We start from the raw sequence: 26,423 nt of genomic DNA, 5'->3' as shown, positions 1-26,423 counted from the left end.
GACAACGCCCCACGAACTCCTCTGACCTGCGGTTTCTTCTGCGGCGAGCCGATTGTCAGTGGCATGGGGCACCGTGGATCGCACAGCAGGTCGAACGATCTGGAGGGGGACCCATGACCCTGCCCGAAACCACCACGGCGGCCGCCGCGCACGCCTCCCGCGAGACGGCCCTGCGGCCGCACGCCGAGGACGCCTTCGCCCACGAACTCGCCGCGCTCGCCGCCGCAGACGACCGGCCGCGCCCCACCCGCTGGCGCCTGTCGCCCTGGGCCGTCGCCACCTATCTCCTCGGCGGCACGCTCCCCGACGGCACGGTGATCACACCCAAGTACGTCGGCCCGCGCCGTATCGTCGAGGTCGCCGTCACCACGCTCGCCACCGACCGCGCCCTGCTCCTGCTCGGCGTGCCCGGCACCGCCAAGACCTGGGTCTCCGAGCACCTGGCCGCCGCCGTCAGCGGCGACTCCACGCTCCTCGTCCAGGGCACCGCCGGCACCCCCGAGGAGGCCATCCGCTACGGCTGGAACTACGCGCGGCTGCTCGCCCACGGCCCCAGCCGCGACGCCCTCGTGCCCAGCCCCGTCATGCGGGCCATGGCGAGCGGCATGACCGCCCGCGTCGAAGAGCTCACCCGAATCCCCGCCGACGTGCAGGACACCCTCATCACGATCCTGTCCGAGAAGACCCTGCCGATCCCGGAGCTGGGCGAGGAGGTGCAGGCCGTCGGCGGCTTCAACCTCATCGCCACGGCCAACGACCGCGACCGCGGCGTCAACGAGCTCTCCAGCGCGCTGCGCCGCCGCTTCAACACCGTCGTCCTGCCGCTGCCCGCCACCCCGGAGGCCGAGGTGGACATCGTCGCGCGGCGCGTCGACCAGATCGGGCGCTCGCTCGACCTCCCCGCGGTGCCGGAGGGCGTGGACGAGATCCGGCGGGTCGTCACCGTCTTCCGCGAGCTGCGCGACGGCGTGACCACCGACGGCCGCACCAAGCTCAAGTCGCCCTCCGGGACGCTCTCGACGGCCGAGGCGATCTCCGTCGTCACCGGCGGCCTCGCCCTCGCCGCCCACTTCGGCGACGGCGTGCTGCGCTCCGCGGACGTCGCCGCCGGCCTGCTCGGCGCGGTGATCCGCGACCCGGCGGCCGACCGGGTGATCTGGCAGGAGTACCTGGAGACGGTGGTCCGCGAGAGAGACGGCTGGAAGGACTTCTACCGCGCCTGCCGCGAGGTGAGCGCATGACGCGGCTCACGGGCGCCCCGGCCACGCGGGTCCAGGGCGGAGACGTCGCCGCGGGTGAGGTGCTGGGCGTCGGGGCGGGCGCTGCCGGGGCGGGTGCCGGCGCGGCCCGGGGCGCCGAGAGCGGTGAGGCCGGTGCCGCGACGACCCGCGCCGCCGGTGTACGCCGCTCCGGTGCCCCCGCCCCCGGGCCCCTCGTGCTCGGCGTGCGGCACCACGGGCCCGGCTCGGCGCGGGCCGTGGCCGCGGCACTGGACGCGGGGCGGCCCAAGGCCGTGCTGATCGAGGGACCGCCCGAGGGCGACGCGCTGGTCGCGCTCGCCGCGGACGAGGAGATGCGGCCTCCCGTCGCCCTGCTCGCGCACGCCGTGGACGACCCGGGGCGGGCCGCGTTCTGGCCCATGGCCGCGTTCTCGCCCGAGTGGGTCGCCCTCCGCTGGGCTCTCGCCCACGGGGCCGCGGTCCGCTTCATCGACCTGCCCGCCGCCCACACCCTCGCCGCCACGGACCCCACCTGGGGCGACGAGGACGAGGTCGCCGACCGGGGACTGCGCGTCGACCCCGTCGCCGAGCTCGCCCAAGCGGCGGGCCACGACGACGCCGAGCGCTGGTGGGAGGACGTCGTCGAACTGCGCGGCGCCGCCGACCCCTTCGCCCCCTTCGAGGCCCTCGCCGAGGCCATGGGCGCGCTGCGCGAGGCGTACGGGGACGGCGGCCACCCCCGCGACCTGGTCCGCGAGGCCTACATGCGGATCCAGCTGCGGGCCGCGCAGAAGGAGTTCGGCGACGACGTGGCCGTCGTCTGCGGCGCCTGGCACGTGCCCGCACTGCTCCGCAAGGGCAGGGTGACCGCCGACCGCGCCCTGCTCAAGGGGCTGCCCAAGGTGAAGACCGAACTGACCTGGGTGCCGTGGACGAACCGCCGCCTCGCCCGTCGCTCCGGTTACGGGGCGGGCATCGACGCCCCCGGCTGGTACGCGCACCTGTTCTCCGCCCCCGACCGCCCCGTCGAGCGGTGGATGACCAAGGTGGCCGGGCTGCTGAGGGACGAGGACCTGCCCGTCTCCTCCGCCCACGTCATCGAGGCGGTACGGCTCGCCGACACCCTCGCCGTCCTGCGCGGCCGGCCGCTGCCCGGCCTCGGCGAGACCGTCGACGCCGTCCGGGCCGTCATGGGCGACGGCTCCGACGTGCCCCTCGACCTGGTCCGCGACCGGCTCGTCGTCGGCGACGTCCTCGGCACGGTCCCGGCCGGAGCCCCCGCCGTACCGCTCCAGCGCGACCTCGAACGGCTCCAGCGCGCGCTGCGCCTCAAACCCGAGGCCCGCGAGCGCGAGCTCGAACTCGATCTGCGCAAGGACAACGACGCGGCCCGCAGCCGGCTGCTCCACCGGCTCCGGCTCCTCGGCGTCGGCTGGGGCGCGCCCGTCGCGGGGCGCGGCTCCACCGGCACCTTCCGGGAGAGCTGGCGGCTCCGCTGGGAGCCCGAACTCCACGTACAGGTCGCCGAGGCGGGCGTCTGGGGCACCACCGTCGAGGCGGCGGCCACTGCCAAGGCCGCCGCGCGGGCCGCCGCCGCGCAGGACCTCGCGACCGTCACCGCCCTGGCCGAGCAGTGCCTCCTCGCCGGGCTCGGCGACGCCCTGCCCGCGGTGCTGCAAGCGCTCGCCGACCGCGCGGCCCTCGACGCGGACGTCGCCCACCTCGCCCAGGCCCTGCCCGCGCTCGCCCGCTCCCTCCGTTACGGCGACGTGCGCGCGACCGACACGACCGCCCTCGCCGAGGTCGCCGCCGGCCTCGCCGAACGCATCTGCGTCGGCCTCCCGCCCGCCTGCGCGGGCCTCGACCCGGACGCCGCCACCGAGATGCGCGACCGGCTCGACGCCGTCCACACGGCCATCGCCCTGCTCCCGGCCCACCCGGCCCGGGCCGAGCCCCCGCAGGCCCACCCCGGGGCACCGCCCCCCTCCACCGGCCCCGAGCCAGGGTCGGCCCCGGACGAGGACGTGCCGGCCCGGGCCGACGAGGGCCCGCCCACCGAGGCCGAGGCGGCCGGGACCCCGGCCGGCCAGACCCACGCCGCCGGACGGGAGGCCGCCGGGCCCGCCGGACGGGAGGCCGCCGGACCGGAGGCCGCCGGGCCCGCCTCGGCCCGACCGGACCACCACAGGGGGCCCGCCGACGCCCGAACGGCCGCTGCTGACGGTGACCGCCCCGCCCATGCGAGGACGGGCCTGGCCGGGCCCGAGGCCGCCGTGCCCGACGCTGTCGTACCCGAAGCCGTACCCGACGCCGCCGCGTCCGAGGCCGTGCCCGGGGCCCCCGGGCCGGGTCACGGCGGCCCCGCCCAGCCACCGGCCCGGCCCTCCGAGCCCCACACCGGGCTTGCCTCGCGGTGGAGCGGTGTGCTGTGGCGGCTCGTCGGGCGGGAGCGGGTGCCCGGGGTGTTGCGGGGGCGGGCAGCACGGTTGCTGTTCGACGAGGGGCGGATCGGCGAGGGCGAGGCAGCGCGGCTGATGGGGCTCGCGCTGTCGCCCGGTACCCCGCCCGCCGACGCCGCCGCGTGGATCGAGGGATTCGTCGGCGGCGCCTCCGGAGGCGGTCTGCTGCTCGTCCACGACGAGCGGCTGCTCGGCCTGGTCGACGACTGGCTGGGCGCCGTACCGGCCGAGGCGTTCACCGACGTGCTGCCGCTGCTGCGCCGGACCTTCGCCGCGTACGAGACCGGTGTGCGCCGCACCCTCGGCGAGCTCGTCGCCCGTGGCCCCGCCACGGCCGGCCCCGGCCGGCCCGCCGCCGTACCCGGCTTCGCGCCGGACCTCGACGAGGGGCGCGCCGACGCCGTCCTGCCCCTGCTCCACCTCATCCTCGGCACGGAGGCATCCGTATGAACGCCACCCCGCACCCGACCGGTGCCGCCTCGGTCCCCGCCGTCACTCCGCACTCGACCGCCGCCGCCCCGGTCCCCGCCGTCACGCCGCACCCGACCGCCGCCGCCCCGGTCCCCGCCGTCACCCCCGCCACCGCCGACGAGCGGCTGCGCCGCTGGCGGCTGGTCCTCGGCGGCGGCGAGGCCGACGGCACCGGCCGCGCCCTCACCGGTAGTGACGCCGCCATGGACGGTGCCCTCGCCGCCCTCTACGACAAGGCGCCCCGCGGCCGCGAACGCTCGGCCGGTCTCGGCGGATCCGCGCCCTCCGTGGCCCGGTGGCTCGGCGACATCCGCACCTACTTCCCCCAGACCGTCGTCCAGGTCATGCAGCGCGACGCGATCGACCGCCTCGGGCTCGCCACCCTCCTCCTGGAACCGGAGATGCTGGAGGCCGTCGAGCCGGACGTCCATCTCGTCGGCACCCTGCTGTCCCTGAACAAGGCCATGCCGGAGACCACCAAGGAGACCGCGCGGGCCGTCGTCCGCAAGGTCGTCGAGGACCTGGAGAAGCGGCTCGCCACCCGCACCCGGGCCGCCCTCACCGGCGCCCTGGACCGCTCGGCCCGCATCAGCCGCCCCCGCCACCGGGACATCGACTGGGACCGCACCATCCGCGCCAACCTCGCGCACTACCTGCCGGAGTACCGCACGGTCGTCCCCGAGCGGCTGATCGGCTACGGCCGGGCCTCCAAAGCGGTCAGGAAAGAGGTCGTCCTGTGCATCGACCAGTCCGGTTCCATGGCCGCTTCCGTCGTCTACGCCTCCGTCTTCGGCGCCGTCCTCGCCTCCATGCGGGCGATCACCACCCGGCTCGTCGTCTTCGACACCTCCGTCGTCGACCTCACCGACCGGCTCGACGACCCCGTCGACGTGCTCTTCGGCACCCAGCTCGGCGGCGGCACGGACATCAACCGCGCGCTCGCCCACTGCCAGTCGAGGATCACCCGCCCGGCCGACACCGTCGTCGTCCTCATCAGCGACCTCTACGAGGGCGGCATCCGCGACGAGATGCTCAAGCGGGTCGCCGCGATGAAGGCGTCGGGCGTGCAGTTCGTCGCCCTGCTCGCCCTCTCCGACGAGGGGGCGCCCGCCTACGACCGGGAGCACGCGGCCGCGCTCGCCGCCCTCGGCGTCCCCGCCTTCGCCTGCACCCCCGACCTCTTCCCCGAGGTGATGGCCGCCGCCCTCGAGAAGCGCCCGCTGCCGATACCCGCCACCTGAGGCCGCCGGGGGCGAGACCGGCCACGGTCCGCCGGGGAGGCTGCCCCGGGAGTACACCACCGGAGTCCACGGGGCGGGTCCCGTCGCCTGTCCGCCGCCTCCGGCCGGTGCGGAATCCGTCGCGGCCCGACCGCCCGGACGGGTGCCCGGCGGCCGACTGAGGTCCATATCACAGTCCGGCCCCGGCGGCCCTCACCTCGCGGGGCGGCGCGCCGTGAGGGGCCCGACGCCCGCGCGCGGCCTGCCACAAGGAGGTGATGCGGCGCCGTCACGGGGCCTACGGAACGCCCCGCCGCCCCTACGATCTGTGACCCGTATCACCGCTCCGTTGTGACCTGCGATTTAGGGACCCACGGCCCACGGGGATAACCTGCGAGACGGACATGCCGCGTCCACGGACACCGTGTACGCCTCCCTAGTGACAGCGCAGTCACGTTGCCCTTCGCGGCACGCCCACGCAGACAACGAACCGCGATCATCTAGAAAAGGGACGCGCGTGGACCTGTTCGAGTACCAGGCGAGGGACCTCTTCGCCAAGCACGGTGTACCGGTGCTGGCCGGTGAAGTCATCGACACGCCTGAGGCGGCGCGCGAGGCCACCGAGCGGCTTGGCGGCAAGTCGGTCGTCAAGGCGCAGGTGAAGGTCGGCGGCCGTGGCAAGGCCGGCGGCGTCAAGCTGGCCGCCACCCCGGACGAGGCCGTCGCCCGTGCGACGGACATCCTGGGCATGGACATCAAGGGCCACACGGTCCACAAGGTGATGATCGCGGAGACCGCTCCGGAGATCCTCGAGGAGTACTACGTCTCGTACCTCCTCGACCGCACCAACCGCACCTTCCTCGCCATGGCCTCCGTCGCCGGTGGCATGGACATCGAGGAGGTCGCCGCGACGACCCCCGAGAAGCTGGCGAAGGTGCCGGTCGACGCCAACAACGGCGTCGACATCGAGAAGGCCCGCGAGATCGTCGCCCAGGCGAAGTTCCCGGCCGACGTGGCCGAGAAGGTCGCCGAGATCCTCGTGACCCTGTGGAAGACCTTCGTCGCCGAGGACGCGCTCCTCGTCGAGGTCAACCCGCTGGCGAAGGTCGCCTCCGGCGACGTCATCGCCCTCGACGGCAAGGTGTCCCTGGACGCCAACGCCGACTTCCGTCAGCCCGAGCACGAGGCGCTCGAGGACAAGGCCGCAGCCAACCCGCTCGAGGCTGCCGCCAAGGCCAAGGGCCTCAACTACGTCAAGCTCGACGGCGAGGTCGGCATCATCGGCAACGGCGCCGGCCTGGTCATGTCGACCCTGGACGTCGTCGCGTACGCCGGTGAGAACCACGGCGGCGTGAAGCCCGCCAACTTCCTCGACATCGGCGGCGGCGCCTCCGCCGAGGTCATGGCGAACGGCCTGGAGATCATCCTCGGCGACCCGGACGTCAAGTCCGTGTTCGTCAACGTCTTCGGCGGCATCACCGCCTGTGACGAGGTCGCCAACGGCATCGTGCAGGCCCTGGAGCTTCTCGCCTCCCGTGGCGACGAGGTCACCAAGCCGCTGGTCGTGCGCCTCGACGGCAACAACGCGGAGCTGGGTCGCAAGATCCTGTCGGACGCCAACCACCCGCTGGTCCAGCGCGTGGACACCATGGACGGCGCGGCCGACAAGGCCGCCGAGCTCGCGGCTGCGAAGTAAGGGACGAGGACAAACAGCCATGGCTATCTTCCTCAACAAGGACAGCAAGGTCATCGTCCAGGGCATGACCGGTGCCACGGGCATGAAGCACACCAAGCTCATGCTGGGTGACGGCACCAACATCGTCGGCGGCGTGAACCCGCGCAAGGCCGGCACCAAGGTCGACTTCGACGGCACCGAGGTCCCGGTCTTCGGCACCGTCGCCGAGGCGATGAAGGAGACCGGCGCCAACGTCTCGGTCCTCTTCGTCCCGCCGGCCTTCGCCAAGGCCGCCGTGGTCGAGGCGATCGACGCCGAGATCCCGCTCGCCGTGGTCATCACCGAGGGCATCGCGGTCCACGACTCCGCCGCGTTCTACGCGTACGCCGTGGAGAAGGGCAACAAGACCCGCCTCATCGGCCCGAACTGCCCCGGTCTCATCACCCCGGGCCAGTCGAACGCCGGCATCATCCCGGGCGACATCACCAAGCCGGGCCGCATCGGCCTGGTCTCGAAGTCCGGCACGCTGACGTACCAGATGATGTACGAGCTCCGTGACATCGGCTTCTCCTCCGCCGTCGGCATCGGTGGCGACCCGGTCATCGGCACCACGCACATCGACTGCCTGGCGGCCTTCGAGGCCGACCCGGACACCGACCTGATCGTCATGATCGGCGAGATCGGCGGCGACGCCGAGGAGCGTGCGGCCGACTTCATCAAGGCCAATGTCACCAAGCCGGTCGTCGGCTACGTCGCGGGCTTCACCGCCCCCGAGGGCAAGACCATGGGCCACGCCGGCGCCATCGTCTCCGGCTCCTCCGGCACCGCCCAGGCGAAGAAGGAGGCCCTCGAGGCCGCCGGTGTCAAGGTCGGCAAGACCCCGACCGAGACCGCCAAGCTGGCGCGCGCCATCCTCGCCGGCTGACACACGCCGCGCACACCGTGCACGTCGGCACGAGCCGACGCGACCGGACACGGGCTGACTCGCACAGCAGCCTGACAGGCCGTCACGACGCGGACGGCCGTACGTGAGCGGGCCCCGCCCCTCCCGGGAAACCGGGCGGGGGCGGGGCCCGCTCGCATGCGCGCCGCCGGCTCACTCGGGGCGCGGTACCAGCCGCTCCGGTCCGGGGTGCGGGGCGGACCGCAGCCGGTCGCGGAGTTCCTTGTCCTCCGGGCCCAGCTTCTGCGGGCCGCCGCTGACCGGGACGCCCTCGACGACCTCGCCGGGGGCGTTGACGGGGATGTACCGGGTCGGCGCGGTCGCCGCGGTGAAGGCCGTGACGCCGATCAGCGCGGCCGTCAGCCCCATCACCGCCCGGGTGAACAGCCGGGTCCGCCGCTCGCTGCCGCTCCGGACGCTGCTCGCCGGGGCCAGCGTCGCCGTCGGCGCCTCCGCGACGAGCGCGCTCAGCCGACGCTGCAGGGCCTCGGGGTCCGCGAGCTCCGGCACCCGCTGCCCGATGACCGCGCGGGCGTGCAGCAGCCGGTTGCCGGCCGCCGGGGTGCTGGCCTCGGTCTCCGCCGCCGTGTCGGGCAGGTCGAGGCCGAGGCCGTCGTAGAGCAGGACGGTGCGGCGGTACGGGGGCGGCAACTCCAGCAGGGCCCCGAGCAGGGCGCGCCGGGACGCCTCGGTCGGCGGGGAGTCGGGGTGCCGGTGGCGGCGCCGGAAGCGGTGCCAGGGGGACAGCGCGTACTCGTGCGCCACCGCGCGGACCCAGCCCACCGGATCGGCGTCGACGGCGACCTCGGGCCAGCGCTGCCAGGCGTGGTGGAAGGCGTATTCGACGGACTCGCGGGAGAGCCGGCGGCGGCCTGTGAGCAGATAGGTCTGGTGGACGAGGCCCGGGGCGGCGTACGCGTACAGGGCGTCGAAGGCCGCCTCCGGGGTGAGCGCGGGCGGATCCGGCTCGGCGGCGATGTCGATGTCGATGTCGGGCTCGCTGGTGGCGGTGGGGGCCGTGGCGGTGGTCGCGACGGGCGCGGGGGTCTCCCTCGGCTCACCGGGCTCACCGGGCTCACCGGACTCGCCGGGCCCTCCCGGCAGGAGGGAGACCTCCCGAGCCTGGGACGGCTTCGCCGCGTCCGCCGCGTAGGCCGCCGAGTACGCCCTGTCCGCCGTGTCCGCCGTGTCCGGCGTCGCGTCCACTGGGGCGGGTTTCAGGCGTTCCCGGGGCGGGCGGGACCCTTCCCGGGCCACGGAGGCGGCGGTCGCCGATTCCGGCACGCCGGTGGAGCCGGGCGTCGTGGGCGACTTGGGCGGCCGGGCGGTGCCCTTCGCGGCCGGGCGCGGCCGCGTGGCGGCGGGCGCCGGGCGGGCGGGCTTCTCGGTGCGGGGCGCCGTCGGCTCCTCGTACACGCCGAGCAGCTTCGCGTACGCCTCCCGCTTGCGTCCCCGGGGGGAGCTGCGGCCGGTCTCCCAGGCGCGGACGGTGGCGCGGGTGACACCCAGAGCCTCCGCGACCTGCTCCTCGCTCAGCGAGAGCACCTCACGCAGCCGGCGCCTCTCCTTGGGAGAGGGCAGCGAGACGGACGGACTCGTCGGGCTCATCGGCGTCGACCTCCCGCGGCGCAGCTCTGGGCGGAAAAGTACATAAACGTATATTGAGCGACACAACGGTCATTCGCCCGTTACGAGGGCGAACAGCGTGTCGCTGGCAGCATGGGCCCCGTGACGTACGTGACCGAACAGCGCCCGCCCCTGGTGCCCGAGGCCGCCGCGCCGGGCCGCCGTTCCGCGGCCCTGGCCACCGCGTTCGTGCGCGGCGGGGTCGCGGCCGGGCTCGGGCTCGGTGCGCTGTCCGTCCTCGTGATCGCCGCCTGGATCGCCTCGCCCTTCTCCGACAGCGGCCCCGGAGGCGCCCTGCGCACCGCCGCCGGGCTGTGGCTGCTCGCCCACGGCGCGGACCTGATCCGCACCGACACGGTGTCCGGTGTCCCCGCGACCCTCGGCGTCACCCCGCTGCTGCTCAGCGTCCTGCCGTGGTGGCTCGCGCACCGCGCGGCCCGTGACACCCTCGATCCGGACGACGGCCGTCCCGCGCCCTCGACGGCCGGTGCCGTCGCCGCCGTGACCGGGGGATACCTGCTGGTCGCGGCCGTGGCCCTGGTCTACACGGAGGCCGGGACGCTGCCCGCGGACCTGCCCACGGCGGGCGCCTGGACGCCCCTCACCGTCCTCGGTGCCGCGGCCGCGGGCGCCTGGACGGCGCACGGCCGCCCGCTGCCCGGCCGGGAACAGAGCGCGGTCGCCCTGCGCGCCGCCGGGCTCGCGCTCGCCGGCCTCCTCGGCGGCGCCTCCCTCCTCACGGCGGCCTCGCTCCTGTGGCACGTCGGCGCCGCACAGGCGTCCTTCCACGGCCTGGCCGGGGAGTGGTCCGGCCAGGTGTCCCTGGCCCTTCTGGTGCTCTCCCTGCTGCCGAACGCGGTCGTCTGGAGCGTCTCGTACGGGCTCGGGCCGGGCTTCTCGCTCGGTACGGGCGCCCTCGTCACCCCGCTCGGCTCCACCGGCAGTCCCGCGGTGCCCGACTTCCCGCTGCTCGCCGCGCTCCCCGCCGAGGGCCCCACCCGGTGGCTGCACTGGACGGCGGCGGCGATCCCGGCGGTGGCGGCCCTGGCGCTCGGGCGCCGCGTGGGCCGGGCCGCCGGTGCGTGGACGGGCCGGGAGACGGCGCTGGCCGCGCTCGGGGCGTCCTGGGCCTGCGGGGCGGCCGTCGCGGTCCTCGCGGCGGCGGCCGGCGGCCCGCTCGGCTCGGACCGGCTCACGTCCTTCGGGCCGGTGTGGTGGCAGACGGGCGCGGCGGCGGTGCTGTGGTGCACGGCCGTGGGCGCGCCGACGGCCCTGGCGGTACGGGGATGGGGGCGCCGCCGCCTGCGCCGCGCGGCGGAACGTGCGGCCGCCGCGGCGCCGCCGCAGCCCGCACTCCCGCCCTCCCCCTCAGGTACGGGCGCCAGGGCGGCATCCGGCTCCGACGCCGGCAAGAACCGGCAGGGCCTCGGCTCCCCGGACGGCTTCCACGCCTCCGCCGGCGCGCTCGCGGCCCTGGACGCTCTGGACGCCCTGGACGAGGACCCCTCCGACGAGGGCTACGGCTTCCTCCCCGCCGCGTGGGAGCCCTCCACGCGACCCGCCACCCCGCCACCGCCGCCACCGTCGTCCCCGCCGCCACCCGCGAGCTGACCCCGTCCGGCAGGCGTGGCTGGGCCCGCTCCCGCCCATCCGCCCGGTTCCGTACGCTGCGGTGCCGGGCGGTCGGTGCGGCCCCGCTGCCGTGCGCCCACCTGGTCCGTACGCCGGCCCGCCGTCCGCCCGTACGCCGTACGCCGTCCGCCGTCCGCCGGTACGCCCGTACGTCGGCCCGCCGTCCGCCCGTACGCCGTCCGCCGGCACGCCGTCCGCCCGTACGCCGGCCCGCCGTCCGCCGGCACGCCCGTACGTCGGCCCGCCGGCCGCCGGTCGGCCGACGGCGCCGGGGCTGCGGCCGCCGTCGGCCCGCCCCGTCCGCCTTCGTCCGCCGTATACGCGCGCCCCTTCACCGCCCCCTGCGCCGGAAGCGTCCTACTCCCGCACCCCGAACGTGTCCTGCAGCGGCTTCGGCAGCAGGTCGTTGCAGGCCAGCTGGCTCTGCTTGGTGAGGGCGTCGGCACGGCACTCGTAGAAGTCGCGGTACGCGAGGTGCATCGCGAAGCCGCTCGCCACGATCATCAGGGCCACCGCGGAGGCGACCAGGCCGCTGATCGCGGCCGTCCGCTGGGAGCGGGCCGCGCCCGCGGCGGCGGACGTCTGGGCGGGGGAGTGGGGCGCGTCCGGGGTCTTCGCCTTGGCGCGCAGGCCGCTGATCGCCCAGTACAGGCCGAGCGCGCCGAGCAGCAGCGCCAGCTCGGGGATGTCGAAGATCGCGAAGAAGAAGGCCCACATGCCCGACAGCACCGCGTACCGCGCGCGGCGCTGGGCCGGGTCGGTCGGGTCCCAGCGGAGCCCCGGGCCCTGGCCGCCCTCGGGGCCGCCCCGGCCGCCGCCCGACGGCTGCTCGGGACGGCGGCCGAAGCCGTCGGAGGAACGTCCTGGCTGGCTGCTGCTCCAGCCGGGGCCGGACGCCGAACCGTCCCCGTGGGCCCCGTCGGCCCCCTGTCCCTCCTGCCCTTCCTGACCCTCCGGGCGCCGCGGGCGCCACGGCTGGTCCGGCTGCCCCTCCGGGGGCGGTGCGAACGGGTTGTCGTCGTTCGTGGACTGGCGATCCGGCATGTGCTGGATGTCTTCCCTCTGTCTGTCGTGCGCGGGTGTGGCGTGTCGTCGGACCCAGACGCTACCGCCCGGCCCCGCCCCCGTCCCGTGGGGGCCGTCCGGAGTGCCGGTATCGTTGCTGACGGTCGGCCCCTTCGTAGGGTTCCCCGTATCGAGGGGCGCGATTCGTTCGTACGACCGCACAAACACCACGGAAAGAGTGACCCCAGTGGCTGCCGCCCGCCTCGTCGTCCTGGTCTCCGGCTCCGGCACGAACCTCCAGGCACTGCTCGACGCGATCGCCGCCGACCCCGAGGGCTACGGCGCCGAGATCGTCGCCGTCGGCGCCGACCGCGACGGCATCGCCGGACTCGACCGGGCCGAACGCGCCGGGCTCCCCACCTTCGTGTGCCGCGTCAAGGACCACGCGACGCGCGAGCTGTGGGACCGTGCCCTGACCGAGGCCACCGCCGCGTACGAGCCGGACCTCGTCGTCTCGGCCGGCTTCATGAAGATCGTCGGCAAGGAGTTCCTCGCCCGCTTCGGCGGCCGGGTCGTCAACACCCACCCGGCGCTGCTCCCCAGTTTTCCCGGTGCCCACGGCGTGCGCGACGCGCTCGCCTACGGGGCGAAGGTCACCGGATGCACCGTCCACTTCGTCGACGACGGTGTCGACACCGGCCCGATCATCGCGCAGGGCGTGGTCGAGGTGCGGGACGAGGACGATGAAGCCGCGCTCCACGAGCGCATCAAGGAAGTCGAGCGCTCGCTGCTCGTCGAGGTCGTGGGGCGCCTCGCCCGCAACGGCTACAGCATTGAGGGACGAAAGGTTCATGTCGGTGAACACGGACACCGTTAAGCCCATCCGCCGCGCGCTGGTCAGCGTCTACGACAAGACGGGGCTCGAAGAGCTGGCCCGCGGTCTGCACGAGGCCGGGGTCGAGCTCGTCTCCACCGGCTCCACCGCGTCGAAGATCGCCGCGGCCGGCGTTCCGGTCACCAAGGTGGAGGAGCTGACCGGCTTCCCCGAGTGCCTGGACGGCCGCGTCAAGACCCTCCACCCGCGCGTGCACGCCGGCATCCTCGCCGACCTGCGCCTGGAGTCCCACCGCGAGCAGCTGGCCGAGCTGGGCGTCGAGCCCTTCGACCTGGTCGTCGTGAACCTCTACCCGTTCCGGGAGACCGTCGCCTCCGGTGCCACCCCCGACGAGTGCGTCGAGCAGATCGACATCGGCGGTCCGTCGATGGTCCGCGCCGCGGCCAAGAACCACCCGTCCGTGGCCATCGTCACCAGCCCCGAGCGGTACGCCGACGTCCTCGCCGCGGTCCAGGCCGGCGGCTTCGACCTGACCGCCCGCAAGCGGCTGGCCGCCGAGGCGTTCCGGCACACCGCCGCCTACGACGTGGCCGTCGCCGGCTGGTTCGCCGACGACTACGCGGCGGCCGACGACAGCGGCTTCCCCGGCTTCCTGGGCGCCACCTACGAGCGCAAGAACGTGCTCCGCTACGGCGAGAACCCCCACCAGGGCGCCGCGCTGTACGTCGACGGCACGGGCGGCCTCGCCGAGGCCGAGCAGCTGCACGGCAAGGAGATGTCGTACAACAACTTCACGGACACCGACGCCGCCCGCCGGGCCGCGTACGACCACGACGAGCCGTGCGTCGCGATCATCAAGCACGCCAACCCGTGCGGCATCGCGGTCGGCGCCGACGTCGCCGAGGCGCACCGCAAGGCGCACGCCTGCGACCCGCTGTCCGCGTTCGGCGGCGTCATCGCCGTGAACCGCCCGGTGTCGGTCGAGATGGCCGAGCAGGTCGCCGAGATCTTCACCGAGGTCATCGTGGCCCCCGGCTACGAGGACGGCGCCGTCGAGATCCTCGCCCGGAAGAAGAACATCCGCGTGCTGCGCGCCGAGGGCGCCCCGGCGGGCCCGGTCGAGGTCAAGCCCATCGACGGCGGCGCCCTCCTCCAGGTCACCGACCGCCTCCAGGCCGACGGCGACGACCCGGCCAACTGGACCCTGGCCACCGGCGAGGCCCTCTCCGCGGAGGAGCTGGCCGAGCTGTCCTTCGCCTGGAAGGCGTGCCGCGCGGTCAAGTCCAACGCGATCCTGCTCGCCAAGGACGGCGCCTCGGTCGGCGTCGGCATGGGGCAGGTCAACCGCGTCGACTCCGCGAAGCTGGCCGTCGAGCGGGCGGGCGAGGAGCGGGCGCGCGGCTCGTACGCCGCCTCCGACGCCTTCTTCCCCTTCCCCGACGGCCTGGAGATCCTGACCGCCGCGGGCGTGAAGGCGGTCGTGCAGCCGGGCGGATCGGTGCGCGACGAGCAGGTGATCGAGGCCGCGAAGAAGGCGGGCGTGACGATGTACTTCACGGGCACGCGCCACTTCTTCCACTGAGCCCCCCCGCGTGTGACGCGGACAAGGGCTCGCCGGTACGAGGTGCGTACCGGCGGGCCCTCCGCGCGCCGCCGGCCGCCCGTCCGGCACCGTCTGCCGTCCGCCCCGGTGCCCGCCCTCCCCAGGGCCGTCCGCCCGGCGCCGCGGACCGGCCCCGGCCGCCGATTCCGCCGGTCGGGTGGTTCTGTTCTAATGGGTTGCTCTTTGTCGGCGGCTGGTCCATGGGGGCACGGTGTTGGATGTGCACGACGGTTCCGCGGCGGCGGCCTCCGCCCCGGCGGACGGCCGGCGCCCGTCCGGCGAGGAGGTTCCGGCGGCACCGCCGGCGCCCGCGGCCGCGCCCCTCCTCCCGTACGCGCTGATCGCGACGGTGCTCGGCGGCCTGTACTTCCTCTACTCGTGGGTCCAGTACGAGCGCTTCCGCACGCCCTCCTGGGACCTCGGGATCTTCGAGCAGTCGGTCCGGGCCTACGCCGAGCTGCGCGCCCCGATCGTCGACATCAAGGGCCCCGGCTTCCTCATACTCGGGGACCACTTCAGTCCGGTGACGGCGCTCCTCGCGCCGTTCTACTGGGTGTGGTCCTCCCCGCTCGTCCTGCTCCTCGCCCAGGCCGCGCTGTTCGCCGCCTCCGCCGTCGTCGTGGGCCGCACCGCCCAGCAGGTGCTCGGCAGCCGTGCCGCCGGGATCGGCCTCACCGTGGCGTACGGGCTGTCCTGGGGGCTCCAGGAAGCGGTCAAGTCCGACTTCCACGAGATCGCCTTCGCCGTCCCGCTGCTCGCCCTGGTCTGCCGGGCCCTGCTCCTCGGCCGCTGGAACGCGGCCGTCGCCTGGTCCGTGCCGCTGGTCCTCGTCAAGGAGGACATGGGCCTGACGGTCGCCATGGTCGGCGCGGTCCTCGCCGTCAAGGGCCAGAAGCGGCTCGGCGCCGCCCTCGCCGGCTTCGGCGCGGCGTTCTTCGCGCTGACGGTGCTGGTCCTCATCCCGGCCGCGAGCCGGGTCGGCCAGTACGACTACTGGGCCAAGATCGAGAAGACCGGCGACGGCGCCGAGGTCTCGTTCCTCGACTCCCTCCTCGGGGCCTTCGCGCACGGCGAGAAGTGGGAGATGCTCCTCTTCCTCGTCGGCATCACCGGCTTCCTGTGCCTGCGGTCGCCGCTGATGCTGCTCGTGCTGCCGACCCTCGGCTGGCGCTTCCTCTCGCACGACCCCAACCACTGGGGCATGTTCTGGCACTACAGCGCCATCCTCATGCCGGTCGTCTTCCTCGCCCTGGTCGACGCGGTCCGCGCCGTCCGCAGCTCGCCGCGCCCCTGGCTCGCCTCGTACGGGAAGGTCGTCGTCCCCGTCGTCACGGCGATCGCGATCGTGCACGCCCTGGACATGCCACTGCGCGAGCTGCTGCGCTCCGAGACCTACCGGACCGACGCCCGCACCCTGGACGCGCGGCAGGCGGTGGCCGCGGTGCCGGAGGGCGCGAGCGTGGAGACCAACGTGACGCTCATGGCCCACCTCACCGGGGACCGCACGGTCTACTGGGTCGGCGGGGCGCAGGGCGTCAGCCCCGACTACCTGGCGCTCGACCTCGCCTCCGGCTGGTCCCAGCCGGTCACCGACCCGGTCGGCCTGGCCTCCCAGCTGCACCCGGAGGCGCGCTACGAGGTGTCGGCGCGGGCCGGGCAGTTCGTGGTGCTGAAGCGGACGTAGGCGTACGTACGCGGGCGGGCCCCCGGTTCTCCTCGAACCGGGGGCCCGCCCGCGTACGTCCGTCAGCCCGTCAGGGTGCCGCGGTCAGCGGTTCTCCTTGATGACGACCGTGCTGCACATCTTGTCGGAGAAGGTCTGCTTCTTGTCGTCCCAGATGGGCCACAGGTAGCCGATGTAGCAGGCGATGCTGTCGACGAAGTGGGCCAGCTGGCGCACGAAGGCCATGCCGAAGCCGAGCGGGGCGCCGGTCGCCTCCTTGAGGGTGCGCGTGCCGACGAGCTTCTTGCCGATGGTCTGGCCGGTGGCGCCCTCCTTGTAGATCTGGAAGAAGAACATGCCGACCATGTAGAGCAGCCCGATCAGGGCCAGGACACCGCCCACGCCGCTGCCCTGGCCGTCGGACATCGCCATGCCGATGCCGCCCAGCAGGTAGTACGGGACGAGCATGATGAGGGAGTCGATCAGGCGGGACAGGAAGCGCCAGCCCCAGTGCGCCAGCGGCGGCTGGGCGCCGTAGCCCATCGGGGCCTGCGGGTAGCCGCCGCCGTACGGCTGCTGGACCGGCGGCGCCTGCGGGTAGCCGTACTGCTGCGGCACGCCCTGGGGGGCCTGCTGCGGGTAGCCGTAACCGGGCTGACCCTGGGGCTGGCCGTAACCGGGCTGACCCTGGGGCTGGCCGTAGCCCGGCTGTCCCTGGGGCTGGCCGTAGCCGGGCTGCTGCCCGTAGGGGTTGTTCGGGTCGCCGAAGCTCATGGGGGGGTTCCTCCGTGGGGTCTTTGCGGGGACGACGCGGCCCGCACCGAGGAAAAGTCAGCGAACACAAAAGAGCGGTCTGTCCCCCCAGCACTGCCCGCGGCACTGCGCAGATCATCGTCGTCAAGTGCCGACTCCTTGTCCAGTCGGTAGGCGGTGCGGTTGTGCATCTGCAATCTCGGCTTCCGAATTGGAAACCGGCGGGGTCCATCCGGGAGGATGGCCCGCATGAGCGCCCAGATTCTCGATGGCAAGGCCACCGCAGCCGCGATCAAGTCCGACCTGACCGCCCGTGTGGCGGCCCTCAAGGAGCGGGGCGTGACGCCCGGACTCGGCACCGTCCTGGTCGGGGACGACCCGGGCAGCCAGAAGTACGTCGCGGGCAAGCACCGCGACTGCGCCCAGGTCGGCATCGCCTCCATCCAGCGCGAACTGCCCGCCTCCGCCACCCAGGAGGAGATCGAGGCGGTCGTGCGGGAGCTCAACGAGGACCCGGCGTGCACCGGGTACATCGTGCAGCTGCCGCTGCCCAAGGGCATCGACGAGAACCGCATCCTGGAGCTGATGGACCCGGCCAAGGACGCCGACGGCCTGCACCCGATGAACCTCGGCCGGCTGGTCCTCAACGAGCCCGCCCCGCTGCCGTGCACACCGAACGGCGTGATCACGCTGCTGCGCCGGCACGGCGTCGAGATCAAGGGCGCGGAGGTCGTGGTCGTCGGCCGCGGTGTCACCATCGGGCGCCCGATGCCGCTGCTGCTCACCCGCCGCTCCGAGAACGCGACCGTGACGCAGTGCCACACCGGCACCAAGGACCTCGCGGCCCACCTGCGGCGCGCCGACATCATCGTCGCGGCGGCCGGTGTGCCGCACCTGATCAAGCCGGAGGACGTGAAGCCGGGCGCGGCCGTGCTCGATGTCGGCGTCTCCCGCAACGACGAGGGCAAGATCGTCGGCGATGTGCACCCCGGCGTCGCCGAGGTCGCCGGCTGGATCTCGCCGAACCCCGGCGGCGTCGGCCCGATGACCCGCGCCCAGCTCCTGGTGAACGTCGTCGAGGCCGCGGAGCGCGCGGCCGGGATCCGCTGACCGTGTCCTCCTCCGTGTCCTCCGCCGCCACGCCGGAGGAGCCGGGCCGGGCGGACGGGGCGGGAGCCGCGAGCGGGTCCGGCGGTACGGGTGGTACGGACGGTGCCGCCGACGCGGCCGGCGCGCCCGTCTCGCGCCGGCACCCCCGCGCGAAGCTGACCACGACGACCGCCCGTCCTGAGGGCGGCGGCCGGGCGGCATCCGGGGACGCCCCGGCGCCGGCCCGTCAGTGGCCGCTGCTCACCGTGCTCGGGATGGCCGCGCTCGGCCTGCTCATCACCGGCACCGACCTGTTCCCGCAGTCGTTCCGGGTCGGCACCCTGCTGGTCGGGGTCGCGCTCCTGACCGGGGCGGTGCTGCGGCGCGCCCTGCCCTCCGTCGGCATGCTGGCAGTGCGCTCGCGGTTCACCGACATGATCACGTACGGGGTGATGGGCGGCCTGATCGTGCTGCTGGCGCTCATGGTGCAGCCGGAGCCCTGGCTGCGGATCCCGTTCCTGGAGGACGTCCTCCACCTCACGGTGACGTAGCCGCCGGCAGAACGGGGCGCCCGTCCTCTCCCCCGAGGGAGGACGGGCGCCCCGCGATCAAGAGTCATGTACGTGCCAAGGGTGGTTCAAGGGCTGCTGGCGCGCTGTGGCACGGAGGTGACCATTCCGGTACCTCCCTGTCCGGTAGGCGGGTGGCAGTGAGCCGTCCCACAAGGGGGCGGGGATTGGGCGGGGCCCGGGTCGGATAGCCTGACCGCTGGATATCTCTTCATGTCGAGACACCGATCGATCAAGAGGGGTTATCCCACCACCAGGGGCAGGGACCCCCACCGCCAGCTGTCTTACGGAGATCGCCATGACCCGCACTCCCGTGAATGTCACCGTGACCGGCGCGGCCGGCCAGATCGGCTACGCGCTGCTCTTCCGCATCGCCTCCGGCCACCTGCTCGGCGCGGACGTGCCGGTCAAGCTGCGCCTCCTCGAGATCCCGCAGGGCGTCAAGGCCGCCGAGGGCACCGCCATGGAGCTCGACGACTGCGCCTTCCCGCTGCTCAAGGGCATCGACATCTTCGACGACCCGAACAAGGGCTTCGAGGGCGCCAACATCGCGCTGCTCGTCGGCGCCCGCCCGCGCACCGCGGGCATGGAGCGCGGTGACCTGCTCTCCGCCAACGGCGGCATCTTCAAGCCCCAGGGCAAGGCCATCAACGACCACGCCGCGGACGACATCAAGGTCCTCGTCGTCGGCAACCCGGCCAACACCAACGCCCTCATCGCCCAGCAGTCGGCCCCGGACGTCCCGGCCGAGCGCTTCACCGCGATGACCCGCCTGGACCACAACCGCGCCCTGTCGCAGCTGGCCCAGAAGACCGGCGCCTCCGTCGAGGACATCAAGCGCCTCACCATCTGGGGCAACCACTCCGCCACCCAGTACCCGGACATCTTCCACGCGGAGATCGCCGGCAAGAACGCCGCCGAGGTCGTGAACGACGAGGCGTGGCTGGCCGACACCTTCATCCCGACCGTCGCCAAGCGCGGTGCCGCGATCATCGAGGCCCGTGGCGCGTCCTCCGCCGCCTCCGCCGCCAACGCCGCCATCGACCACGTCCACACCTGGGTCAACGGCACCCGCGAGGGCGACTGGACCTCCATGGGCATCCCGTCGGACGGCTCCTACGGCGTCCCCGAGGGCCTGATCTCCTCCTTCCCGGTCGTCTGCAAGGACGGCAAGTACGAGATCGTCCAGGGCCTGGACATCAACGAGTTCTCCCGCGCCCGCATCGACGCCTCCGTCAAGGAGCTCGCCGAGGAGCGCGACGCGGTCCGCGAGCTCGGCCTCATCTGAGTCCGCCGAGCGCGCTGAACCGGCTGGGCCCCCGAGCCCACCAGGGCACCCGTTCTCGACGCGGCGCCCCCGGCCCCACCGGCCGGGGGCGCCGCGCGTTTCCAGCCGCCCCCGGCCGGTTACCGCTTCGAAAAACCGTTCCCTCCACCGGCCGTCAGGACGTGAGCAGCTCCTCGGCCAGTTCGCCGACGTGCACCAGGGTGCGCAGCAGCAGCCCCGGCCCGAAGGTGATCCGGGTCGCGCCGAGCCGTCCCAGCTCCGCGAACGACGGATCCCCGGGCCGGAAGAGGAAGTTGAGCGGTCCGCGGACCGCCGCCCGGATCTCCGGCAGGTCCCCGGCCGGTGCCGTGATCGGGTAGACGCAGTCGGCCCCGGCCGCCTCGTAGAGCAGGGCCCGCTCGACCGCCGCGGCCGCGGTGTGCCCGTGGAGGTACGTGTCGACGCGCGCGTTGACGAAGAGCTCCCCTCCGGCCTCCGCCCGTACCGCCGCGAGGAAGTCCGCCTGCGCGGCGGGCTCCTCCAGGCCGTGCGCGCGGTCGGAGTCCTCCAGGTTCACCCCGACCGCGCCGGTCTCCAGGACCCGGTGCACCAGCTCCTTCGGGGAGAGGCCGTAGCCGCCCTCGACATCGGCGGTGACCGGTACGGACACGGCCCGGGCGATCCGTGCCACGGCGGCGAACATCTCGGCGGCCGGGGTGGCGCCGTCCTCGTGACCGAGTGCGGCGGCGACCCCCGCGCTCGGGACGGCCAGGGCCGGGAACCCGGCCGCCTCGAAGGCGCGCGCGGAGGCCGCGTCCCAGGGGCCGGGCAGGACCAGCGGGCGGCGGCTGCCGGCCCGCACGAGGTGCAGCTCGCGCAGCACCTCGGCACCCGCGGCGCTCACCGCTTGTACGCGCCGGGGGTGTAGTGACCCGGGGTCGTGCGGGTGGTGACGCCGATCCGGTTCCAGGCGTTGATGACCGTGATCGCGCCGATCACCTGCGCGAGTTCGGCCTCGTCGAAGTGCGCGGCGGCCTGCGCGTACACCTCGTCGGGAACGAAGCCGTCGGTGAGGACGGTGACGGCCTCCGTCAGGGCGAGGGCGGCCAGTTCGCGCTCGGTGTAGAAGTGCCGCGATTCGCGCCAGGCGGACAGCTGGACGATCCGCTGCACGCTCTCACCGGCCGCGAGCGCGTCCTTGCTGTGCATGTCCAGGCAGAACGCGCAGTTGTTGATCTGCGAGGCACGGATCTTGATCAATTCGTAGAGGGTCGGGTCGATGTGCCTCGACGCGGCGATCTCCAGGCCCACCATGGCCTTGTAGAACTCCGGGTGCTGCTCGGCGAAGGCGAGCCGGGGCGGGTGCTCGGCGGCGTACGGGCTCGGGGTGCGCGGTCGGTGCAGTTCCTGGGCGATGGTCGTCATGACGATGACCGTACGGGCCCAGTGGTGCCCGGGTATGGTCCACTTCCATGGGGAAGGACTGGGCCACTTTCGGCGTCGACCTGCATCTGGAGATGACGGGGAAGGGCCTGCGCAACGGGCTGATGGACGCCCTGCGGGAAGCCGTGCGCAGCGGTCGGCTCGCGGCGGGCGTCCGGCTGCCGTCCTCGCGCGCCCTCGCCGCCGACCTCGGCGTGGCCCGCAACACCGTCGCCGACGCGTACGCGGAGCTGGTCGCCGAAGGCTGGCTCACGGCCCGGCAGGGCTCCGGGACCCGGGTGGCGCCCAGGTCGGCCCCCCGTCGCCCCACGACCCCCGGCCGGGCGCCCGTCCCGCCGCCCCCGAGCGGCAAGCCCACGTACAACCTGCGGCCCGGCACGCCCGACCTCGCCTCCTTCCCGCGCGCCGAATGGCTCAAGGCATCCCGCAAGGCACTCATGGCCGCGCCCCACGAGGCCTTCGGTTACGGCGACCCGCGCGGCCGGATCGAACTGCGCACCGTGCTCGCCGAATACCTGGCCAGGGCGCGGGGCGTGTACGCGACGCCGGAACGGATCGTCGTCTGCTCCGGGTTCGTGCACGGACTGATGCTCATCGGGCAGGTGCTCCGCGCCCGTGGCGTGCGGGAGGTGGCCGTCGAGTCGTACGGCCTCGACATCCACTGGGACCTGCTGGGCCGCGCCGGCATCCGGATGCCCGCCCTGCCCCTCGACGAACACGGCACCCGCACCGAGGAGTTGGGATGCGGGGAGCTGGCCGGTGCGGGAGCGGTCCTGATGACCCCCGCCCACCAGTTCCCGCTGGGCGGCGCGCTGCTGCCCGACCGGCGGGCGGCGGCCGTCGACTGGGCGCGCGCGGCGGGCGGCCTGATCCTGGAGGACGACTACGACGGGGAGTTCCGCTACGACCGCCAGCCGGTCGGCGCGCTCCAGGGCCTGGACCCGGAGCGTGTGGTCTACCTCGGCACCGCGAGCAAGTCGCTCGCGCCGGGGCTCCGGCTGGCATGGATGGTGCTGCCGGAGCACCTCGTCGAGGAGGTGGCGGCGGCGAAGGGAAAGGTGGACTGGATGTCCAGCGCCACGGACCAGCTGACCTTCGCGGAGTTCCTCGCCTCGGGGGCGTACGACCGGCACGTCCGCGCGATGCGGCTGCGCTACCGGCGCCGCCGCGACCAACTGGTGGAGGCGGTCGCCGCCCGCTCGCCCGCGACCCGGATCAGCGGCATCGCGGCCGGACTCCACGCGGTCCTGGAACTGCCCGCCGGCACCGAGGCGTCCGTCACCCGCGCCGCCGCCTTCCAGGGCCTCGCCCTCCTGGGCGTCAACCGCTTCCGCCACCCCACCGCACCCCCCTCCCGCGACGCCCTCGTCGTCGGCTACGCGACACCCCCGGACAGCGCCTGGTCGGGCGCGCTGGAGGCGCTGATGCGCGTCCTGCCGGACTCGTGACGCGAAGGTGCCCCGCTCGGCTCTGACCATTCGCGGGCCACGCGGTCACCCCGCGACGGCGAACGCGGACACGGGGAACGGGGGCCCTCGTCCGTGTACGGGTGGTTCACGCCGCACGTGCCGCGTTCGACCGCCCGGAGCCGTTCGCTGATCCCTCCGGAATTCCCCATGCCGTCGTCCAGGGCGTACGGGCCGGTCGTCGCTCTCTTTCGCTCCCGCATCCCCGAGAGCGAGCCCCGCCGATGCACCACGGGGGCAGCGCACGGACGGGGCGGTCTTACAGATCAGCGCGCCGTGGGGACGGGCTGATCGGGGGTGTCCAGCCACGCGGACTCTCCCGTGGCGGTGACTGTCAGGCCGAAGCGTTCCGGGCCGGGACGGTCGTGCAGCAGCCACCATGCGTGTGCCGCTTCCACCTCGCCCCAGAGTCGGCGCGGGCCGTGCTGCCACACCGTGAACCGGTCGTCCGACTCCCCGTCCCAGTCCACGGCGGCCCACGACGTGGCGTCGGTCGTGGCGACCCACAGCCGGGAGGTGACCCCCTCCACGTCCGGCTTGTCGTGCCACGTCCACCACACGTCTCGGAGCTGTAGCCCCATGGCGAACTGCGCGGCCAGGTCGTCACCGGTCACCCGCCACGGCGGAAGGCTGGTGGTCGACTCGTCGGGCTGGTGGTCGTCGCGCACCACGTCCCGGTAGATCCGCAGGTCCGTGCGCTGGTTCCGCATGAGCATGAACGCGGAGTGAGGCGAGAACGGGCCCGACGCGGTGCCGGTGTCGTCCACGGTCATGCGCAGCAGCCCGTAGCAGACCCAGGGGCTTTCCCACGGCGTCAGGATGACGCCCCCGGGCTTCACCTGGTCGACCCATGGACGCGGGACGGACCGCACGGAGCACGTCGCCACGAGCCGGTCATACGGAGCGTGGTCCGCGTACCCCTCGGCACCGTCGCCGGTGATCACGTCCGCGGGCACGTCCTTCCCGCAGAGCCGTTCCCGCGCTTCGGACGCCAACGCGGGGTCGACTTCCACGGTCGTCACGTTCCCCGGGCCGGCGGCGTGGGCCAGGAGACCCGCGCTCCAGCCGGTTCCGGTGCCGATCTCCAGGACCCTGTGTCCGTCGTGCACGTCGAGCATGTGCAGCATCCGGAACACGATGCTCGGGGCGCTCGCGGACGAGGACGCCCACCGTTCCCCGCCCTCGGGGTCCTCGCCGTCGTTGATCTGCGTCACCACGGAGTCGTTCGCGTAGACCGCCCGCAGCCACGTTTCCGGGGCGTTGGTGCGGTCGCACGGCTCCAGTTCGTCACCCAGGTAGATGCGCTCGGGGACGAACGTGGAGCGGGGCACGGCCCACGCCGCACGCTCCCACTCGGACCCCATCGGCGTACCCAGGTCGTCGTTCACCGCGCCGAGCAGACCGCAGAGGGCGATGCGCTCGGTCGCTGCGAGATCCGTTGCCGTCACGCGCGCTCGTCCTTCTTGTGCTTCGGCGGGTCCTTCGGCTTGGCCGTGTCGGACGACGGCTTGGACGTGCCCGGGTCCTTGCCCCCGGAGTGCTGCCCGTTGCCGCCGCTGCCGCCCTTGCCCGTTCCCCATCCCATGCTGTTCTCCTCTTGTCGGTCATGGCCTTCTGCGGAACCCGCCCGGCGGTCTTCCGTCCCCACGGAGGGACCACCGGGCGGGCGTGCTGCCCCCGGACGCGTCGGCGCGGGTCGGACAGGATGCGCCCGGGGTGTTCGGCTCCGAGACCCGGCGGGACGCCGGTCTGATTCGTCGTGCCCGTTCACTGCCGGGGAACGGACTCCGCCGGATCTCGGAAGTCTGTGGATGGTGCGAGCAGTGCCCAGCCGGTCGCCGTCACCGCCGCGGTGGGGTGCCCTCGGGGATGGCCAGTTTCGGCGGCTCGTGCGGATGGTTCCGGATCTCCACCACGCAGTCCGTGGCGCGGGAACCGTCGCCCCCCGCGGAGTAGTAGCGGGACCACTGCGCCAGGACGCCGCAGGCCCCGCACCCCTCGGCCGGCTCGACACGGGAGGGGAATCCTTCGTCCTCGGACAGCGCCGGAGGATGCTGCGGGCGGCTCGGACGCTCGCCCGTCACCGCTCCACCTCCGTCACCCGCGTGGTGAGAACGCGGATACGCGTGCACTCCTCCTCGGTCGGTCGGCGCAGCGCGTCAAGGCCGGCGGTCCATGCGGCGCCTCCGCCGGGGGGTGTGAGGCGGACCAGTTCACCGTCCCACGAGGTCACCCTGCCGAGCCTGGGCCCCGTCTCGGTGTCTTCCACCATGAACGTTCCGAGGCCGGGGACCATCGTCGGTCCCGGATCCGGACGAGCGTCATGTTCGAGCACGATCGATCCTCTCCGTAGCGCTCCAACTGCGAAGCGTCGCCAGAGTGGCCTACAGTCGAGAGCCTTTCAACGTGTCAGGAAAGGACGGAAGGTTGGTGACGGGCCCTTGAACATCAAAGAGTTAGACCCGGACGCATCCCCGCAAGCGGCATTCGGAGCGCGTCTGCGCAGGCTGCGGCAGGAACGGGGCTGGTCCCAGGATGAGTTGGGCGAGGCGATGGAGTACTCGTCGACGCATATCTCGTCCGTTGAAACTGGACGCAAGATGCCGACCTTGCGCCTCGCTCGGCGCGCGGACGCGGCGTTGGGGACCAGCGACACGTTCGAGCGTGAGTGGCGCGAGATGACGCAAGGGGCCCTCCTGGAGGGCTTTCCCGAGTACGTGGAGCACGAGGGGCGAGCTGTAGAGCTGAGGTTGTTCGAGGTCGGGATCATTCCTGGCCTGATGCAGACGCCGGAGTACGCCCAGGTTCTCGCGGACAGTGCCGTGCGCCGGGGTGCCATCACAGCCGAGCAGGCAAGGGAGCGCGTCGACTTCCTTGCGGAACGGCAAGCGGCGATCATGCGGGCGAACCCGCCTACGCTCATGATCGTGATGGACGAGAGCTGCATCCGTCGTCCGATCGGCAGTCCGAAGGTCATGGGCGACCAGCTCGACCGCTTGGTGGAGCTTGCCCAGCTGCCCTTTACGGTCGTCCAGGTGGCCCCGTTCCACATAGGTGAGCGGCGAACCTTCGGCCTGCCCGTCAACCTCCTGACCCTGCCCGACTGGACAGTCATCGCGTACGCCGAATCCCAGGCACAGGGCCACTTGCAGCGTGAAACGGCGAGTGTGCTGCCCATGTTGACGGCCTACCATCAGCTTCAGGCCGAATCGCTCACGCAAGCGGACTCCGTGGCGATGATCAGCGAAGCGCGAAAGGGTTACCCGTGACGACCGAACACCCGCAGTGGTTCACGTCCTCTTACAGCAACAACGGCGGCAACTGCGTGGAGGTCGCCCGCAATCTCGCCGTCTCCCGCGGCGTCGTTCCCGTCCGTGACTCCAAGGACCCGAGCGGCCCGGCCCTGGCCGTGCCCGTCGTCGCGTTCTCCTCGTTCATCGCGGGGGTCAAGGACGGCAAGCTCGACGCCTGAACTGCCAAGGCC

23 protein-coding genes are annotated in these 26,423 nt (G+C 73.6%); 15 read left to right on the top strand and 8 right to left on the bottom strand.

The features are described from left to right. The first annotated feature begins 113 nt into the window (after nucleotides 1-113). The 5 genes from ABD954_RS12970 (at nucleotide 114) to sucD (ending at nucleotide 7,970) form a co-directional block, all read left to right on the top strand. Nucleotides 114-1,241 carry an ATP-binding protein gene (locus ABD954_RS12970; protein ID WP_345486181.1) on the top strand — a complete coding sequence of 376 codons (1,128 nt, stop codon included), beginning with the start codon at nucleotides 114-116 and terminating at the stop codon, nucleotides 1,239-1,241. Further along, the gene (locus ABD954_RS12965; protein WP_345486180.1) at nucleotides 1,238-4,129 is read left to right on the top strand and encodes a DUF5682 family protein; all 2,892 of its coding nucleotides are present in this window, start codon (nucleotides 1,238-1,240) and stop codon (nucleotides 4,127-4,129) included. Before ABD954_RS12970 ends, ABD954_RS12965 begins: the two co-directional genes overlap by 4 nt. After that, nucleotides 4,126-5,391, top strand: a complete 1,266-nt coding sequence (locus ABD954_RS12960; protein ID WP_345486179.1) for a vWA domain-containing protein — start codon at nucleotides 4,126-4,128, stop codon at nucleotides 5,389-5,391. Before ABD954_RS12965 ends, ABD954_RS12960 begins: the two co-directional genes overlap by 4 nt. Nucleotides 5,392-5,887: 496 nt before the next feature. Next, nucleotides 5,888-7,066: an ADP-forming succinate--CoA ligase subunit beta gene (gene sucC / locus ABD954_RS12955; RefSeq protein ID WP_345486178.1), complete on the top strand. Its 1,179-nt coding sequence runs from the start codon at nucleotides 5,888-5,890 to the stop codon at nucleotides 7,064-7,066. A gap of 19 nt (nucleotides 7,067-7,085) precedes the next feature. After that, a complete protein-coding gene (sucD, locus tag ABD954_RS12950) occupies nucleotides 7,086-7,970 on the top strand; it encodes a succinate--CoA ligase subunit alpha (RefSeq protein ID WP_345486177.1) in 885 nt (294 codons plus the stop codon). A gap of 171 nt (nucleotides 7,971-8,141) precedes the next feature. Here sucD and ABD954_RS12945 read toward each other — a convergent pair whose 3' ends face one another. After that, the gene (locus ABD954_RS12945; RefSeq protein WP_345486176.1) at nucleotides 8,142-9,596 is read right to left on the bottom strand and encodes a sigma factor-like helix-turn-helix DNA-binding protein; all 1,455 of its coding nucleotides are present in this window, start codon (nucleotides 9,594-9,596) and stop codon (nucleotides 8,142-8,144) included. Nucleotides 9,597-9,716: 120 nt separating this feature from the next. Here ABD954_RS12945 and ABD954_RS12940 point away from each other — a divergent pair, with 120 nt between their 5' ends. Next, nucleotides 9,717-11,225, top strand: coding sequence for a cell division protein PerM (locus ABD954_RS12940; RefSeq protein WP_345486175.1), 1,509 nt, complete (start codon nucleotides 9,717-9,719; stop codon nucleotides 11,223-11,225). 378 nt (nucleotides 11,226-11,603) lie between these two features. Here the strand turns inward: ABD954_RS12940 and ABD954_RS12935 are convergent, their stop codons facing one another. Then, complete coding sequence (locus ABD954_RS12935; protein ID WP_345486174.1) at nucleotides 11,604-12,290, bottom strand: hypothetical protein; 687 nt, start codon at nucleotides 12,288-12,290, stop codon at nucleotides 11,604-11,606. Nucleotides 12,291-12,498: 208 nt separating this feature from the next. On the opposite strand from ABD954_RS12935, the gene purN reads away from it, so the two are divergent. The 3 genes from purN (at nucleotide 12,499) to ABD954_RS12920 (ending at nucleotide 16,373) form a co-directional block, all read left to right on the top strand. After that, nucleotides 12,499-13,128, top strand: a complete 630-nt coding sequence (purN, locus tag ABD954_RS12930; protein WP_345486173.1) for a phosphoribosylglycinamide formyltransferase — start codon at nucleotides 12,499-12,501, stop codon at nucleotides 13,126-13,128. Next, nucleotides 13,103-14,668 carry a bifunctional phosphoribosylaminoimidazolecarboxamide formyltransferase/IMP cyclohydrolase gene (gene purH, locus ABD954_RS12925; protein WP_345486172.1) on the top strand — a complete coding sequence of 522 codons (1,566 nt, stop codon included), beginning with the start codon at nucleotides 13,103-13,105 and terminating at the stop codon, nucleotides 14,666-14,668. Before purN ends, purH begins: the two co-directional genes overlap by 26 nt. A gap of 232 nt (nucleotides 14,669-14,900) precedes the next feature. Continuing rightward, nucleotides 14,901-16,373, top strand: coding sequence for a DUF2079 domain-containing protein (locus ABD954_RS12920; RefSeq protein ID WP_382745638.1), 1,473 nt, complete (start codon nucleotides 14,901-14,903; stop codon nucleotides 16,371-16,373). 84 nt (nucleotides 16,374-16,457) lie between these two features. Here the strand turns inward: ABD954_RS12920 and ABD954_RS12915 are convergent, their stop codons facing one another. Further along, nucleotides 16,458-17,126, bottom strand: coding sequence for an RDD family protein (locus ABD954_RS12915; RefSeq protein WP_345486170.1), 669 nt, complete (start codon nucleotides 17,124-17,126; stop codon nucleotides 16,458-16,460). A gap of 228 nt (nucleotides 17,127-17,354) precedes the next feature. On the opposite strand from ABD954_RS12915, the gene ABD954_RS12910 reads away from it, so the two are divergent. The 3 genes from ABD954_RS12910 to ABD954_RS12900 all read left to right on the top strand — a co-directional run bounded on the left by ABD954_RS12910 (nucleotide 17,355) and on the right by ABD954_RS12900 (nucleotide 20,051). Continuing rightward, nucleotides 17,355-18,215, top strand: coding sequence for a bifunctional methylenetetrahydrofolate dehydrogenase/methenyltetrahydrofolate cyclohydrolase (locus ABD954_RS12910; protein ID WP_345486169.1), 861 nt, complete (start codon nucleotides 17,355-17,357; stop codon nucleotides 18,213-18,215). Continuing rightward, nucleotides 18,116-18,745: a DUF3017 domain-containing protein gene (locus ABD954_RS12905; RefSeq protein ID WP_345492124.1), complete on the top strand. Its 630-nt coding sequence runs from the start codon at nucleotides 18,116-18,118 to the stop codon at nucleotides 18,743-18,745. Before ABD954_RS12910 ends, ABD954_RS12905 begins: the two co-directional genes overlap by 100 nt. Nucleotides 18,746-19,061: 316 nt before the next feature. After that, nucleotides 19,062-20,051, top strand: a complete 990-nt coding sequence (locus ABD954_RS12900) for a malate dehydrogenase (RefSeq protein WP_345486168.1) — start codon at nucleotides 19,062-19,064, stop codon at nucleotides 20,049-20,051. Nucleotides 20,052-20,205: 154 nt separating this feature from the next. Here the strand turns inward: ABD954_RS12900 and ABD954_RS12895 are convergent, their stop codons facing one another. Together ABD954_RS12895 and ABD954_RS12890 are read right to left on the bottom strand one after the other, a co-directional pair. Continuing rightward, entirely contained in the window at nucleotides 20,206-20,934 is a 729-nt protein-coding gene (locus tag ABD954_RS12895; protein WP_382745640.1) for an isocitrate lyase/PEP mutase family protein, read from the bottom strand. After that, nucleotides 20,931-21,455, bottom strand: a complete 525-nt coding sequence (locus tag ABD954_RS12890; protein WP_345486167.1) for a carboxymuconolactone decarboxylase family protein — start codon at nucleotides 21,453-21,455, stop codon at nucleotides 20,931-20,933. Before ABD954_RS12890 ends, ABD954_RS12895 begins: the two co-directional genes overlap by 4 nt. A gap of 47 nt (nucleotides 21,456-21,502) precedes the next feature. Between ABD954_RS12890 and pdxR the strand changes: the two genes are divergently transcribed. Further along, nucleotides 21,503-22,921 (top strand): MocR-like pyridoxine biosynthesis transcription factor PdxR, encoded by a 1,419-nt coding sequence (gene pdxR, locus ABD954_RS12885; RefSeq protein WP_345486166.1) that lies wholly within the window; start codon nucleotides 21,503-21,505, stop codon nucleotides 22,919-22,921. Nucleotides 22,922-23,205: 284 nt separating this feature from the next. On the opposite strand, the gene ABD954_RS12880 is transcribed toward pdxR, so the two are convergent. The 3 genes from ABD954_RS12880 to ABD954_RS12870 all read right to left on the bottom strand — a co-directional run bounded on the left by ABD954_RS12880 (nucleotide 23,206) and on the right by ABD954_RS12870 (nucleotide 25,023). Beyond that, the gene (locus ABD954_RS12880; protein WP_345486165.1) at nucleotides 23,206-24,387 is read right to left on the bottom strand and encodes a methyltransferase domain-containing protein; all 1,182 of its coding nucleotides are present in this window, start codon (nucleotides 24,385-24,387) and stop codon (nucleotides 23,206-23,208) included. After that, nucleotides 24,384-24,524: a hypothetical protein gene (locus tag ABD954_RS12875; protein ID WP_345486164.1), complete on the bottom strand. Its 141-nt coding sequence runs from the start codon at nucleotides 24,522-24,524 to the stop codon at nucleotides 24,384-24,386. Before ABD954_RS12875 ends, ABD954_RS12880 begins: the two co-directional genes overlap by 4 nt. A gap of 256 nt (nucleotides 24,525-24,780) precedes the next feature. Then, nucleotides 24,781-25,023, bottom strand: coding sequence for a hypothetical protein (locus tag ABD954_RS12870; protein ID WP_345486163.1), 243 nt, complete (start codon nucleotides 25,021-25,023; stop codon nucleotides 24,781-24,783). A 357-nt stretch (nucleotides 25,024-25,380) separates the two neighbouring features. On the opposite strand from ABD954_RS12870, the gene ABD954_RS12865 reads away from it, so the two are divergent. Together ABD954_RS12865 and ABD954_RS12860 are read left to right on the top strand one after the other, a co-directional pair. Beyond that, complete coding sequence (locus ABD954_RS12865; RefSeq protein ID WP_345486162.1) at nucleotides 25,381-26,208, top strand: helix-turn-helix domain-containing protein; 828 nt, start codon at nucleotides 25,381-25,383, stop codon at nucleotides 26,206-26,208. Then, on the top strand, nucleotides 26,205-26,411 hold the full coding sequence (locus ABD954_RS12860; RefSeq protein WP_345486161.1) for a DUF397 domain-containing protein: 207 nt from the start codon (nucleotides 26,205-26,207) through the stop codon (nucleotides 26,409-26,411). The genes ABD954_RS12865 and ABD954_RS12860 overlap by 4 nt, the downstream gene beginning before the upstream one ends. Nucleotides 26,412-26,423: the final 12 nt, after the last annotated feature.

This window comes from Streptomyces roseoviridis (assembly GCF_039535235.1).
GTDB lineage: Bacteria > Actinomycetota > Actinomycetes > Streptomycetales > Streptomycetaceae > Streptomyces > Streptomyces roseoviridis.
This window is presented reverse-complemented; position numbering and strand designations above follow the sequence as displayed.

Excerpts from the sequence above, each read along its gene's own strand:
- ABD954_RS12970 (WP_345486181.1), top strand. The coding sequence starts at position 114 with ATGACCCTGCCCGAAACCACCACGGCGGCCGCCGCGCACGCCTCCCGC.
- ABD954_RS12965 (WP_345486180.1), top strand. The coding sequence starts at position 1,238 with ATGACGCGGCTCACGGGCGCCCCGGCCACGCGGGTCCAGGGCGGAGAC.
- ABD954_RS12960 (WP_345486179.1), top strand. The coding sequence starts at position 4,126 with ATGAACGCCACCCCGCACCCGACCGGTGCCGCCTCGGTCCCCGCCGTC.
- sucD (WP_345486177.1), top strand. The coding sequence starts at position 7,086 with ATGGCTATCTTCCTCAACAAGGACAGCAAGGTCATCGTCCAGGGCATG.
- ABD954_RS12945 (WP_345486176.1), bottom strand. The coding sequence starts at position 9,596 with ATGAGCCCGACGAGTCCGTCCGTCTCGCTGCCCTCTCCCAAGGAGAGG.
- ABD954_RS12935 (WP_345486174.1), bottom strand. The coding sequence starts at position 12,290 with ATGCCGGATCGCCAGTCCACGAACGACGACAACCCGTTCGCACCGCCC.
- purH (WP_345486172.1), top strand. The coding sequence starts at position 13,103 with ATGTCGGTGAACACGGACACCGTTAAGCCCATCCGCCGCGCGCTGGTC.
- ABD954_RS12915 (WP_345486170.1), bottom strand. The coding sequence starts at position 17,126 with ATGAGCTTCGGCGACCCGAACAACCCCTACGGGCAGCAGCCCGGCTAC.
- ABD954_RS12910 (WP_345486169.1), top strand. The coding sequence starts at position 17,355 with ATGAGCGCCCAGATTCTCGATGGCAAGGCCACCGCAGCCGCGATCAAG.
- ABD954_RS12900 (WP_345486168.1), top strand. The coding sequence starts at position 19,062 with ATGACCCGCACTCCCGTGAATGTCACCGTGACCGGCGCGGCCGGCCAG.
- ABD954_RS12890 (WP_345486167.1), bottom strand. The coding sequence starts at position 21,455 with ATGACGACCATCGCCCAGGAACTGCACCGACCGCGCACCCCGAGCCCG.
- pdxR (WP_345486166.1), top strand. The coding sequence starts at position 21,503 with ATGGGGAAGGACTGGGCCACTTTCGGCGTCGACCTGCATCTGGAGATG.
- ABD954_RS12875 (WP_345486164.1), bottom strand. The coding sequence starts at position 24,524 with ATGGGATGGGGAACGGGCAAGGGCGGCAGCGGCGGCAACGGGCAGCAC.